Origin of the sequence: Filimonas lacunae, assembly GCF_002355595.1 — a bacterium.
Taxonomy (GTDB): domain Bacteria; phylum Bacteroidota; class Bacteroidia; order Chitinophagales; family Chitinophagaceae; genus Filimonas; species Filimonas lacunae.
This window is the reverse complement of record NZ_AP017422.1, coordinates 3,195,693-3,208,361: the sequence shown is the minus strand read 5'-3', so window position 1 is coordinate 3,208,361 and position 12,669 is coordinate 3,195,693. Positions and strand designations below refer to the sequence as shown.

Below are 12,669 nucleotides of genomic sequence, written 5' to 3'. Positions count from 1 at the left end.
CTTATTTTGTAGGATAATTAAATTAAGTTAGTTTTACCTATCAAACAGGAGAACATCCCGTTTGTTGAATTGTATATGAGTGATGTAAAAGGCTTATATATCGATGAACACGTTGTACGCATTGTAGCAGCACTGGTAAGTGTAATAACAATAGTGTTGTTATTTACCGGGTGGGAATGGCTTGCTGTATTATTGACGGTAGATTTTGCCTTGCGCGCATTTACCAGGTTGCCTTCCCCATTAGCATGGGCGGCAAAAGCAGTAGCGAAGCAGGCTCATTGGCCACCGAAACCTATTTTTGCCCCTCCTAAAAAGTTTGCTGCAGCTGTAGGTAGTGTGTTCTCTATACTTATCTTCTTATTTCTACACTTTCAACTTATTACTTTATACTATATTACTGCATTCATTCTTCTGGCTTGCGCAGTGTTGGAATCTGTTTTTAAAATCTGCCTGGGGTGTTATATGTATAACTGGATAGTGATACCATTCGTTAACCTCAGTCAAAAAAACAGGCAGCATTCCTGACTGGAAAAAAAGTATTGTTACCCACCGGTTCATCTTACCTTTAAGAGAAGAATGAATCATTATGGACATAAAGACACGTTACTCCTTTGAAGTTCGCTGGTCAGATCTCGACCCAAACTTTCATGTACGACACAATGTGTACTACGACTGGGGAGCCACTTCACGTATCCTTTGTTTAAACCATGCCGGTTTTGGAGCAGCTTTCCTGGCCAAACATCAGCTGGGGCCGGTGCTGTTTAGAGAGGAAGCCATCTTTAAAAGAGAAATACATTTTGGCGATACTATTGAAGTGAGTTTACAGCTCACTAAATCAAGACGTGATTACAGCCGCTGGAGCTGGACACATGAAATAGTGAAAAACGGCGACACGCTGGCTGCTATTGTAAATGTAGATGGCGCTTTTATCAATACACAGCTACGTAAACTAACCGCACCTCCGGAAGAAATGTGTCCCTTGTTTGAAAAACTTCCTAAAGCGGAAGGTTTTACCTGGACGGATTAAAATGAAGATATAAGTAAGGCAACAACAGATAAGTAAGCTTTACTACAAAATATTAAACAGCCTTAGCAAATGAATGCTAGGGCTGTTGGTGTATTAGAAGGATGGTATTGGAAACTTTTGTTTGGCTTGTATCCAGGTTTTATTAATCACCGGTGATAGCATCACCAGCAACAAGGTGGCCACTATCATGGCACAAATACCCCAGTAGTAATCCATCGCAAAGCGGGTAAAGCTTACTGATGTGCCTGCTTTGTTTAACAGGCCATATGCCGCCTTGCCCGCCTGCTCACTGCCCATACCACGTGCAGACAGGACACTCTTATACAGATTCAATCTTTCCTGTGTGGTGGTTTGCGCTAAGGTTACATCCTGTATCGTTTGATCGTAGTGCTTTTTAACCAGATCCATCTGAAAGTAGTTGACCAGTCCGGTACTTAAGCTGGTGCCAAAGAAACGGAAAGCCATGCCCGTCATAGCAGCCGAGCCGGATATCTGCTGTGGAACAGCAGATACAGTAAACAACACAATAGGCGTAATAAGCAGCCCTGCACCCAGCCCTTGCATAAACAATGGGATAGGGAAGAGGGTAACATCGGCATTCTGGCTGAACAGGAAATACATCCAGCCATGAAAGGCAAACAGCACTGTAAAGCCGATAAATAAAATACGTCGGATATGATGTAGGGCCAGTAACATGCGAGAAGAAAGAAAGACGCCGGTTACGGCCCCGACCATATTCCATATCATGAGAGTGTTGAGCTGGAACGGATCCATGCCTACCACCGTGGAAAAATAAGAAGTAGTGATGTTGAGTGCCCCTCTGGCTATATATAATATTACCAGCAGCAGTGCACCTAAGCAAAAGTTACGTGCTTTAAACACTTCTATATGCAGAAAAGGGCGCTTCAGGCTGCGTTGGCGTATGACATTGATTGCCGACAATACCAGCACTATTACAATACAGCGTACAATGCCGGCATCTTCCAGCCATTCTTTTTCTTGTCCATATACAAACACGTAAGCAATACATAACAATGTAATAGCCAGGAAAACGAAGCTGTGCCACTCAAACTGATACAAAGCTATTTTTCGCTTACCCAGGTAGCCGGGGCTCAACAAAAAATATAATAACACAAAACCCGGAATAGGGGCCGCGGCCACTACGAGGTAAACCTTATTAAAATTAATGGTATCTACCAGTTCTGTGGTTACCAGTGAGGTAAATGGGGGCACGGTAAGCAGCATGCAGTAAAACAACGAATAGCCTATTTCGCGTGCGCGTTCCGAATTCAGGTTCCTGAAAATAAGCCCTAACCCCACCGACACCACTGCGCCACAACAAAAGCCGTGCATGAAACGCAGCACATATATCTCGCGTATATCAGCAGAAGCATAACTAAGTAAGCTAAGTACCGTGTTTAACACCAACACCAGCACCAGGTAATGTTTTACCTGAATGCGGCTGCTCAGCCTTCTTTCTATGGGAATAAATGAAACCAGGGCCGCATAAAACACCAGCATGGTATACGAAATATCCGCAGGCTCCACACCATAATAGCCGGCAGCTGCATTTACGTTTACCGTACCAATGGCTAATAGCATGGTAGTGGTAAACAACACCAGGAACACAGCTATTTTAGCCAGCCATAACGGAACCCATGCTTTAAACAGGGAAGTAGAGGGATTCATTATGCTTTTTGCTTTTTAATGATCACAGTAGCGCTCATGCCTGCTGTTACGCCCTGAAGTGAATCTGTTGCCGGCATCAGGCGTATCCGTACTGGAATACGCTGTGCAATTTTTACAAAGTTACCGGTAGCGTTATCCGGCGGCAGCAGTGAAAACTTAGAACCGGTAGCGCCGCTCAGTGATTCTATTTTGCCTTTGAATATTTTGCCGGGGTAGGCGTCCAGTTCAATATCACTTTCCTCGCCTACATACATATTTCTTACCTGTGTTTCTTTGAAATTGGCTACCACCCATTTACCGGCTTCGTGGTTTACAATAAAACCGATGGTTTGTCCGGCGCTTACCAGCTGTCCTTCCTGCACCGTGCGGCGCCCCATTTTGCCAGTGTAAGGAGCGGTGATTACCGTATAGCCTACCTGTATATTATGCAGGTGTAAAACCGCTTCTTTACGCTTGATTTCGGAAGAGGCCGCCTGCTTTTGCATGGCTATGTCGGTTACTTTAGCCAGGGAGGCAGTATAAGCGTCCTGTGTAGCCTGGTAATCGGCCTTAGCTACATCCAGTGCAGTGCTTATATTTTCGAATTGTTGTTGGGTAACAGCTTCTGAAGCCAATAGTTTTTTGTAACGGTCAAACTCCTGCTGTGCCTTCCATAATTTAGCTTTGGCTGCTTCAATCTGTGCTACTGTTACCGTAGCTGTTTTTTCCTGCGTGTGAATGCCGCTTTCCAGTACGTTTAACTGCGCTTTGGCATTTTGCAGGGAGGCGCTGGCTTCTTCCTGTTGCGAAAGATACTCGCTGTTATCAATAATTAATAAGGTGTCTCCTCTTTGCACATCCTGGTTTTCTTCAAACCTGATTTCCTGTATATAGCCGGAAACTTTCACGGCTATAGGATTAATATACTCTTCTACCTGCGCATCGTTGGTTTCTTCATAAGCTTTGGCGTTAAGCCATACCCTTATGCCCCAGAAGCCCAGGCCAGCCAGTATAATAATTGATAAAACGGAGGTAATGCGGGTTACAATTTTATCCGCCTTGTTTTGTTTTGGGTTACTCATATAATTATAGAATTCCTATCGTTTTTTGTAATTGGTAGTACAGCATATCAGAAGCGATGTTGGCAGAAGCCAGATCAAACCGTGCCTGCAGCAACTGGTTTTCGGCATCCAGTAAATCCGTCATCAGGGATAACTGGTTCAGATATGTTTCGCGAAAGATGCGCAGGTTTTCTTCGGCCCGTTTGATGCTGGTTTTAGCCACATCAATCCGCTCCAGCGATTCGTTGTATTTAATGTACAGCTGCTTTACCTGCACCGCCAGCTCGTCGCGCTTATCAGACAGCTGTATCTCTTTCTGAACAATACTGCTTCTGGCTGCCGCTACGCGGTGTTTGTTCCTATACAGTTCTGATAAAGGCATGGATACCTTTACGCCATATAGGCCGATACTGTATATAGCCCCCTCGTAAGGATACAGGAATATTTGGGGGTAAGAATATTTAAAGTCGGCAAACAAACCCACTTTAGGGCTCAGATTCGCCTGCACCTGTTTTAGTTGTAATTTACTACCTGCCAGTTCGGCTTCGGCTATTTTATAAGTAAAATCGTTGGCCAGGGCGCTGTTTACCTGCGTGGTTTCGTTGCCGGCGAGCAGTGGACTGGCTATCTGGCGGGGGAGGGTGTCCGGTACAATGATTACCGAGTCGGGGAGGCCGCTTACCACATCCAGCTGGGCGCTACCAATAATAATATTATTTTCTACTTCTTTCAGGTTCATCTGCTGGTTAGACAGTCGCAATTCCGCCCGTAGTACGTCTGTTTTCAGCACTACACCATTCTTATGCATTTCCCTTATCTGCAGCAGCAGTTTTTCCTGCTCTTTAATATCTTCCCGCAAAAGTGTGCGAAAAAAATAGCTGCGTTTAAGGGTAAGGTACCAGGAGGCGGCTTTGAAGCGCATTTCGTTACGTGTTGAATTCCTGATCTCAGTAGCCACTTCATGCTTAATCTTTTCTATCTCAATATTGCGCTTGACTTTACCTCCATTGTATAACAAAAACTGCGCTTCGCCTCCTAAAGTATAGGTATAATGTAAAACGGGAAACATATCCGGCCCGTTAAATAAACCATGTGTGTACACCGGCATGTTGGTAACCCTGGCCACATTGCCAGCCAAACCAAGTTCGGGAAGTTGCTCTCTTTTTGATTGAATGACTTCTTCTTCACTTTGCACCAGTTTTTGATTCTGGGCCAATAATGCTTTATTGTTCTTTTCTGCGCGATCCCATATTTCATTTAAAGAAACATGCATTTCATAAGTGGGCAGTTGGGCATTCTGGCAGAAAACGGTTATCGGTAAACACATACATAGTGTGGATAACCATAAACGGGGTATAGACATAAAACGTGTTAAACAATTATTACAATTGCAAAGTTGGAGCGAATTAGCAACTTCCCTTTTTTCTAATATGCCAAAGATTATATGAATTCTGCCAAAAGGCATTTGTCCATTTCTGCCAGCCGTAAATTGGCTGAAAATTGTAATTTACAAACCGGATGCCCTATAGCAGGGGCACGCCAATAAGCAAATGAAAGTGAAAAAGAATATGGAGCCCGTTAATGATTCCGTGTTGCCATTGGTGGATGAAGTGCCCGGTTGCTATTATATATGGCATACCAAAGCCGAGTTCAGGCATAAGATGCATACCCATAACAAAGGACAGTTAACTTATTTTCAGGGCGGGTCAGCTTTCCTGCATACGAACGATAAGTCGTATTTTTTACCTGCCCGCCATTATGTGTGGGTGCCGCCGGGTATGCCGCACTACCTGGAACAGCGGGATACCGCCTATTCTGTACGCAACCTGTATTTTCCGGCACTACTGTTAAAAAAGCAACCCTTTTTTGACAAGCTGGGTATTTACCCGGCCAGCAATCTTATTTATGAATTGTTGTTATATACCGAAAATTGGATAGGTAATATTCATAAAGGTGCGCCCGGCTACGATTTATTAACCGCTATTAAAAGCCTGCTGCCGGAAGTAAGTAAGCAGCCTTTACCAATTGCGTTACCTACCACCGATAATTTAAAACTGCGCCCGGTGTTACGTTACCTGCACGAGAATATTTCCGAAAAACTATCCATGCCTGAGCTGGCGCCCCAGTTTGGATTTAGCGAGCGTAGTTTATACCGGTTGTTTCGCACCGAGATGGATATTTCTTTCTTGCAATACCTTAAAATGCTGCGCGTAATAAAAGGCATTGAAATGCTGCTGAAAGCCGATCAGAATATCAGTGAAATTGCTTTTAAAACGGGCTATGAAAGCATCTCTGCGTTCAGTAATACTTTCCAGCAGATAGTAGGTATGCGGCCGAGTGAGTTTAAGTTATAAATGTATTAACCAGGCAAAGTTTACTTACTAATCGTAAACTACGTTTCCAAACTCAAATGGATTAGCCATTAACATACTGGTTATCCAGGATTGGAATTCGCTGTCCAGCATGCCTTTGGGGGGTAACACTCGTACCAGTTTAAATAAAGCCGGATTTACCTTTATTTGCCGTATATGTTCATTCTTAACAATGGCAGAGGTAAGTAACTGCGGCGTTTTGCATAGATCTGTCAAGGCAGGAGGTATAGTGTTTTTTTCCATATCTGCCCACATTTCTTCCGGTACTTCAAAAGAAGGGCTTTCTTCTTCTACATTGATAAAGACCCGCATAATCATAGAACTGGTAGCTGTCATTTTACGGCGTTCGCTGGCAACGGTATCTGAATAAACCCTTTCTGTATCGCCTGTTCCTTCCGTTAAATAAAAACCAGGTCCTAGCTGGCTGGTTTTATATACTTTTTCGCTCTCTTCTTTTCTTTCCTTTAAGCCGCTATATAAAGAAGGTGCATCTGCTTTGGATGTACCATGAAAACCATGAAGCCTGTATGGCTTCAAATAGTTATTGATATCTGCAAATTTTACATTAACAGTATAATTTCTATCGTAGAATTTTAAACTGAACACTAATTGGGAATCAACCAGTCTTTTGAGGAAGTGATTAACGCCACGCACATTAGCCAGGGTTGTTATAGGCATAAATGAAAGAATCCGCCGAATATGATCAACATTGCCCAATACTCCATGAGAAACCTGGTTCAGTTGCTCCTGGCCTGTAAGTATCTTATAACGTTCTGTGATGGTTTCCAGAAAAAGAGTGCCGGCGTTGTCTCTGCCTTCAAAGTCTTCCAGATTTATGATGCCCGCATTAGCAGTTAATACTTTTTCCAGCATTTTTGCCGGACAGGTTTGAAATAATGTATCCGGTTGTTGAGAATACCATTCCTGAACAGCTTCATATGTTTGCCGTTGCCCCCCTTGTCTTACAGTACGTTGTGCTACCGGAGTAAACTGCTTGCCGGCAGATAGCAATTGCATAGGATTAACCCTGTGTGTAGGAGAGGTAACAGCCTTTTGCAAGAACGGATTGGCAGCAGGTTTACGTTGCAACAGCTGAAGGGGATTAGCTGAGACTGCCTGATATTGTTGAACTGCTGGCTGCGAATCGATCCTTTTTCCTGTTGTTTTCATTAGTATGATAATGATTGTGGGCTAAATATAGGCCATTTTAAATAAATGTTACTGCGGTAGCGGAATAGTAAATGGATGTTGGCATGAGATAATGTGGAGAAGATATGAACACATCGGCTTACCTCAATTGTCGAATTGTAAATTGAATTTTATTGCCTTTTCAGGAAGTTCCCTTTATTATTATATCAATAAAAAATCTATTGCAAAGTACGTGTTAAAAATTTCCCGATAAGGTTGCTATTTTTCCGTTAATGATTTGTGGCTGTTTAGATCTTTGAGTGCCTTTTAAAACAGGCAGTTAAGATTTAAATAGCCATTTTTCATGCGTACAACAATAGTATTAATGAGCCGGTTAGTAATAGCAGCCTTTCTGCTGCCCGCTATGTTAACCACTTCGTGTAAAAAAGATTCTGTAGACACTGGTACCGATCCGGATACTGCCACTTCGGATACCGTTTTTTATAAACTATACCGGGTAGAGAATTTTGTGGCTACTACCGTAGATGATCCTAATAATGCGGCATCAACTGTATTATTCAGCCTGGAAAATAAAGCACAGGTAACCAGTTCGTATGCTAAAACCAACCGTTGGGATATTGCTTTTGGTGGATTGTATAATAGTTTTTTAAGTGGCAATAATGGGGCAGCTTCTGCCAATTACGGCTATGGAGCCAGTGGTAAAGGTGGCATTCTTGTATTAGACAAAGCATTTGACGATGTGATTAATATTCCTGCTGATGCACAATTTAAAACAACCAAAGACATTATCGGAACCGATGATGCTGGTGACTATGGTGCCGGGATGGGATGGTATTTGTACGACTTTGGCGGCACCAGAGTACGTAGTGGAGCCTATGACGATCAGCATGTGGCTTATGCACTCGGAGATAGCCTTACATTGGTTAATGGCAGCAAAATAAATCCGCGCACTGTGGTAGTGAAAACCGCTAAAGGGCATTATGCAAAAATTAAAATGATCAGTTGCTATAAAGATCTTTATACACAAGCCGATTGGCATAGAGACGCCCCCCATATGTATTTCACTTTTGAATATATAATCGTTCCTGCCGGAAGCACAAAATTCGAAATCAAATAAAATGATGCGTATCAAAAAAGCAAGTAACGTATTGCTTACATTAGCAGGTTTGTTTCTGTTATCTTCCTGTAAAAAAACTGTAGATTATGAACATGAGCCGGCAAATCAGGTAACCTCTTATAAAGTAGCAGTTTCTGATGGCTATCTATATGGCTCAATCAATAACATTGATAATACGATTACTTTATATGTTCCTTTTTACTATGAATTGACTGTTGTTGATCCTGAAATTACGGTGTCAGTCGGCGCAGCATTAAAAGAGGAGATTTTGCCTGTGCCCATTACAGATACAGCTGTTTATTACACAGTAGTTGGCAGCGATGGAAGCACCCGTAAGTATAAGCTGGATATAGAAGTACAGAAGATAGGTGTGCTTACAGTGAGTGAACAATCTTCCGCTACATACACTGCCACATACAGTCCTAATGAAAACATAGAGGTGGGCGGTATGCTGAACACTGTTGACATTGGCAAGGTGCATGTATCCCTGGTCAATAAAATCACCCAAAAAAGTACAGCATTGAGCGGAGATGGAACCAGTGCTTATACCATATCTGTAGGTGGTAACAATACTGCTTATGTTGGAGGCCTGCGTATTCCGGGCACGCTGGATACTGGTTTATACTATATAAGAGTAAAAGTATATAACGATAGTGTGCAAAGTCAGTATCCTATCCGTTTAGTATACACACAGCCACAGTTGTTGTTGTTAAACCCAACAGCAACGGTAGGAGGAACATTTACTATACAATCGTATAATACAGTGATTACACGTCTTAATTCTGTTTCAGGTGTAATCGATGGAGTCACTTATCAGTTTCCGGTGGTATCTCAAACAGCTACAACAATTGTTGTAAGTGTGCCTGCAACGTTTAAAGCAGGTTCATATATTACTACCTTTACTGTACTCTTCAACGGGTGGGAATCCTTTACCACTACCACCACTTTAGCTATCACTTAACTAAAAATAATTATCTGGAAATGAGGTGTTTTCAGGGTGTTTGCAATTTGGTTAACCAATAAAAAATAAAAAATGAAAAACAAATTCTTAAAACTAACAGGCGTAGCGGCAATGGCTTTAATGGTATTTGCTGCATGTAGCAAAAAAGATGCTTCTAATCCTTCTTTAACAGTAAATGGCACTGTGGCTTATGTTGGAATTGATAGTATTGTGAATGGAGCGTTTACTACTCCTTTGGCAGATGCAGGTGGCTCTACAGGCAATTGGGGAACTGTTTCATATGATTTATTCAAACCTGGTGTCGCTGGCACCGGAGATACAACACACCTGATTTTCGACGGAGCCTGGTGTGGCGATGTTTCTCCCGGATCAGGCAGAAACCTTGGGTATGTTGATGTGTCAGGAACCACATTAGCTGCTATTTCTCTCACCACAATCGGCGGTGCAATACTCAACCCTGCTTCTAAACTTGGTTACAATAGTGGCTCGGCTGGCTGGTATGGTTATGATCTTAGCACGCACCAGGTTGCTCCTGTAAGTGGCCGTTATGTAATACTGTATAACGGAGCTTCTTTAGCAGCTTCGAGCGTTATATATGTTTTACAGATTACCACCATTACTTATACTGAAACTCCTACTGGAAGCGGACTGTATAAAGGAAACGTATCCTTTAAATACAAACGTTTGAAATAGCAACTTTAGCACCTCTAAAAGTCAATTTATGCAAAGTTGTACAAAGAAAAGAGGCCGATGCTCAGCAAAAGAATACGGCCTCTTTAAGGATGGCTTGCATTAAGTGATCATTTACCAGATAATAACAATGCCGGGACGCAAATTATAACAATTTGCGCCCGGTTTATAAAATAAGCCCGATATAATGATATTTAATATGAAGTCCGGAGTTTTTAACTTCGCTACAATTGTACCCGCTGTAACTTTATGTTCTTTTCTTTTTTTAGCAGCTTGCCAGAAAGATTACCAGGATAGCCCCTATAATAAGTTGGAAAGCTTTACCATACAAAACACTGCCGGCTCTGCACTAAGTGCAAGCATTGCAGGTAACGACATTATTATTTACTGGCCATCTTATCAGGCTATGCCTGACAGTATTACGCCGGTAATAACCTTTTCCAAAAATGCCATCATAAAGCCTGCCTCAGGAGTAAAAGTTGCTTTTGATTCTACCACCACCTATACGGTAACCGCGCAGGATGGTAGTCAATTTGTTTACCGGTTAAAGATCCCGGAGTATCAACCCATACCTTATATCAGTTCTTTTACCAGTATTACTTACAAAGACATGAAACTGGTGAGAGTTTTAACTAATACTGTAGTCATCAATGGCAACTACTTTATTGCTGATACTTCAAAAACCCATGCGTTCCTGGTAATGTCCGGTGATGGAACAGAAAAACCTATAACTATAAACAGCATACAGAAAATAGGTCTTGTATTGGAACCATTGTCGCGCTTTAATTTTGCAACAGGCACTTCTTTTAAATTTAAAGTAGTCACAGGTAATAGAACTGTGGTATCGACAGATGCTCTTATTGTGGCGCCTGCAGTTCCTGCTTTTACTTTGCCCACAGCGGCAACAAGTGTAAAGTCAGGAACTACATTTACACTTGTTGGTACCAATGCAACCTATATCAATGGAGCAAAAATTGGCACTACTGCATCCAGTACAACATTGTATTCATTGGAGGTAGTGGGCACTACCGCAACTTCCGTTACGTTCAGAGTGCCTGAAAGTGTACCGTTGGGAGAGTACAGAAGGTTTACCTATACATATACAGCCAGCGCTTATAACGATGCCGGAACTGCTAACTTAAATATTAATACTGCTACAAGAAGCATTACTGTACAGGCTCCCTGACAGTATATGCTCATGCGGTATGCAGGAATATCCGGATAATAGCAATGCCGTTCACGTATGTCTACTCATGAACGTACGATATGCTATTTTAAATTCAGTTCACCGGCATTTGCGCCAACTCTTCCTGTAGTAATAATGCCATGGCTATATTCTTTACAGCCATGGCTTCTTTATAAGTAAAATGATGAGTGCTGCCAGTAAAGGAAAACGACATTTCGCCCCGGAAGGTGTTGGTTAAAACGGTATTGTAATTACCTGTAGGCCCCATTACTGTGGAAGGATAAACAGCGGCTACTTCAAACTTAGAGAAGCTTTTAGGAATGTCCAGCCTGCCCAGGTTAGAAAATACGAGGTCATAATTGACTTTCTCTTTTTCCTGCTTTTGAGATACGCGGGTAAGTATAGGATGAAAACATTCAAAATTCATGAGATAGTGATAACCGTTTAATTTATTGGATTGTTTGGTTAAATCGGCCTGCACATCCACAGCTACTTCCCAGAAGTTTTTACCAGTCGCCTTTTCAATAGACAGGTTTACACCCATTCCAAAAGCAAACAGGGTATCTTTTTTTATCTCCTTTACATACCTTCTGATGTCTACCGGACATAATACCTTATTGCGTGCCTGCGTTCCTTTAATCTGCTGAAAGGCCAGCAGGAAGGCGGCAGATAAAGCAGCATGAGTAGTTACCCGGCGTTGGGTGCAGCGTCGGAGCAAAGCAGAAGAAGTGTCTTTATCTATTTTCCAGGTAATTAAATAGTCTTCCCGGTTGGTAATGGGGGAGTGCTTGTGCAGTGCCTTTGCCACTACCAGGGTAGCGGCAGCGAGTTGAGCCACTCCTTGTAAAGCCAGCCGTTTCATCCTGTTTTTGGCGTTGGAATAAATAGCGTGGGGAATTAAATCACGAACTTGCTCAAAAGGTGGAGTAGAACAAGGGCCAATATCTTTTACCGGCTCGTCCAGTACAAGAAGCAGGTCATTTACCAGTGTCAGTACTGAGCCGCCATCAAAGGCACAATGATGTACGGTAAGTAACAGGTCTGATACATCATCAGCACGTAACCATACTATTCTTAGTAATGGTTCGCTTTGCGGTTTAAAGGGAATGGCCCATTCTGCATGAGTTTCCTGTATCCAGGCATCTTCACTATTACGCGGCACAATACGCACGGGTATGGGAGCTGGCTGCAAACTGGTAACAAACCAGGGAGTTCCGCGTTTATCCCTTTGCACCACAGTGTTCAGCAGGGGATACTTGGCCTGTAATCTTGCGAGCGCTTGTGTTAATTGTTCCGGAGTAAAAGAGCCATGAAGCTTGAGGCCAAACACACCATGAAAAGGAGCGGTGCCGTTGCCATACATGAATCTCTCCAGAAAGAGTAGTTTTCTTTTCATAAGCCAGGTAGTTGGGGTAATGGATTAGCCACAGTAACATCC

At 42.5% G+C, this 12,669-nt stretch carries 12 protein-coding genes; 7 read left to right on the top strand and 5 right to left on the bottom strand.

Annotation, left to right across the window (positions count from 1 at the left end; genetic code table 11):
* Positions 1-75: 75 nt before the first annotated feature.
* Together FLA_RS32045 and FLA_RS12855 are read left to right on the top strand one after the other, a co-directional pair.
* Positions 76-525, top strand: coding sequence for a DUF4395 domain-containing protein (locus FLA_RS32045; RefSeq protein WP_076380933.1), 450 nt, complete (start codon positions 76-78; stop codon positions 523-525).
* A 61-nt stretch (positions 526-586) separates the two neighbouring features.
* Positions 587-1,027 carry an acyl-CoA thioesterase gene (locus FLA_RS12855; RefSeq protein ID WP_076380931.1) on the top strand — a complete coding sequence of 147 codons (441 nt, stop codon included), beginning with the start codon at positions 587-589 and terminating at the stop codon, positions 1,025-1,027.
* A gap of 93 nt (positions 1,028-1,120) precedes the next feature.
* On the opposite strand, the gene FLA_RS12850 is transcribed toward FLA_RS12855, so the two are convergent.
* Genes FLA_RS12850 through FLA_RS12840 form a run of 3 tightly spaced genes read right to left on the bottom strand, consistent with a single transcriptional unit; the run spans position 1,121 to position 5,083 of the window.
* Positions 1,121-2,716: an MFS transporter gene (locus FLA_RS12850; RefSeq protein ID WP_076380929.1), complete on the bottom strand. Its 1,596-nt coding sequence runs from the start codon at positions 2,714-2,716 to the stop codon at positions 1,121-1,123.
* Positions 2,716-3,777, bottom strand: coding sequence for an HlyD family secretion protein (locus FLA_RS12845; protein ID WP_076380928.1), 1,062 nt, complete (start codon positions 3,775-3,777; stop codon positions 2,716-2,718). The genes FLA_RS12850 and FLA_RS12845 overlap by 1 nt, the downstream gene beginning before the upstream one ends.
* Before the next feature lie 4 nt (positions 3,778-3,781).
* The gene (locus tag FLA_RS12840; RefSeq protein WP_076380926.1) at positions 3,782-5,083 is read right to left on the bottom strand and encodes a TolC family protein; all 1,302 of its coding nucleotides are present in this window, start codon (positions 5,081-5,083) and stop codon (positions 3,782-3,784) included.
* A gap of 241 nt (positions 5,084-5,324) precedes the next feature.
* On the opposite strand from FLA_RS12840, the gene FLA_RS12835 reads away from it, so the two are divergent.
* On the top strand, positions 5,325-6,110 hold the full coding sequence (locus FLA_RS12835; protein WP_084206399.1) for an AraC family transcriptional regulator: 786 nt from the start codon (positions 5,325-5,327) through the stop codon (positions 6,108-6,110).
* 27 nt (positions 6,111-6,137) lie between these two features.
* Here FLA_RS12835 and FLA_RS12830 read toward each other — a convergent pair whose 3' ends face one another.
* Positions 6,138-7,298, bottom strand: a complete 1,161-nt coding sequence (locus FLA_RS12830) for a hypothetical protein (protein ID WP_076380924.1) — start codon at positions 7,296-7,298, stop codon at positions 6,138-6,140.
* Positions 7,299-7,620: 322 nt separating this feature from the next.
* Between FLA_RS12830 and FLA_RS12825 the strand changes: the two genes are divergently transcribed.
* The 4 genes from FLA_RS12825 (at position 7,621) to FLA_RS12810 (ending at position 11,231) form a co-directional block, all read left to right on the top strand.
* Entirely contained in the window at positions 7,621-8,394 is a 774-nt protein-coding gene (locus tag FLA_RS12825; protein WP_144264107.1) for an HmuY family protein, read from the top strand.
* Position 8,395: 1 nt separating this feature from the next.
* Positions 8,396-9,355 carry a hypothetical protein gene (locus FLA_RS12820; protein ID WP_076380920.1) on the top strand — a complete coding sequence of 320 codons (960 nt, stop codon included), beginning with the start codon at positions 8,396-8,398 and terminating at the stop codon, positions 9,353-9,355.
* 72 nt (positions 9,356-9,427) lie between these two features.
* Positions 9,428-10,048: a hypothetical protein gene (locus tag FLA_RS12815; protein WP_076380918.1), complete on the top strand. Its 621-nt coding sequence runs from the start codon at positions 9,428-9,430 to the stop codon at positions 10,046-10,048.
* Between the two features lie 196 nt (positions 10,049-10,244).
* Positions 10,245-11,231 carry a hypothetical protein gene (locus FLA_RS12810; protein ID WP_144264106.1) on the top strand — a complete coding sequence of 329 codons (987 nt, stop codon included), beginning with the start codon at positions 10,245-10,247 and terminating at the stop codon, positions 11,229-11,231.
* A gap of 94 nt (positions 11,232-11,325) precedes the next feature.
* On the opposite strand, the gene FLA_RS12805 is transcribed toward FLA_RS12810, so the two are convergent.
* Positions 11,326-12,627 carry a condensation domain-containing protein gene (locus FLA_RS12805; RefSeq protein WP_084206385.1) on the bottom strand — a complete coding sequence of 434 codons (1,302 nt, stop codon included), beginning with the start codon at positions 12,625-12,627 and terminating at the stop codon, positions 11,326-11,328.
* Positions 12,628-12,669 lie beyond the last annotated feature (42 nt).

Excerpts from the sequence above, each read along its gene's own strand:
- FLA_RS32045 (WP_076380933.1), top strand. The coding sequence starts at position 76 with ATGAGTGATGTAAAAGGCTTATATATCGATGAACACGTTGTACGCATT.
- FLA_RS12855 (WP_076380931.1), top strand. The coding sequence starts at position 587 with ATGGACATAAAGACACGTTACTCCTTTGAAGTTCGCTGGTCAGATCTC.
- FLA_RS12850 (WP_076380929.1), bottom strand. The coding sequence starts at position 2,716 with ATGAATCCCTCTACTTCCCTGTTTAAAGCATGGGTTCCGTTATGGCTG.
- FLA_RS12845 (WP_076380928.1), bottom strand. The coding sequence starts at position 3,777 with ATGAGTAACCCAAAACAAAACAAGGCGGATAAAATTGTAACCCGCATT.
- FLA_RS12840 (WP_076380926.1), bottom strand. The coding sequence starts at position 5,083 with ATGTGTTTACCGATAACCGTTTTCTGCCAGAATGCCCAACTGCCCACT.
- FLA_RS12835 (WP_084206399.1), top strand. The coding sequence starts at position 5,325 with ATGGAGCCCGTTAATGATTCCGTGTTGCCATTGGTGGATGAAGTGCCC.
- FLA_RS12830 (WP_076380924.1), bottom strand. The coding sequence starts at position 7,298 with ATGAAAACAACAGGAAAAAGGATCGATTCGCAGCCAGCAGTTCAACAA.
- FLA_RS12825 (WP_144264107.1), top strand. The coding sequence starts at position 7,621 with ATGCGTACAACAATAGTATTAATGAGCCGGTTAGTAATAGCAGCCTTT.
- FLA_RS12820 (WP_076380920.1), top strand. The coding sequence starts at position 8,396 with ATGATGCGTATCAAAAAAGCAAGTAACGTATTGCTTACATTAGCAGGT.
- FLA_RS12815 (WP_076380918.1), top strand. The coding sequence starts at position 9,428 with ATGAAAAACAAATTCTTAAAACTAACAGGCGTAGCGGCAATGGCTTTA.
- FLA_RS12810 (WP_144264106.1), top strand. The coding sequence starts at position 10,245 with ATGAAGTCCGGAGTTTTTAACTTCGCTACAATTGTACCCGCTGTAACT.
- FLA_RS12805 (WP_084206385.1), bottom strand. The coding sequence starts at position 12,627 with ATGAAAAGAAAACTACTCTTTCTGGAGAGATTCATGTATGGCAACGGC.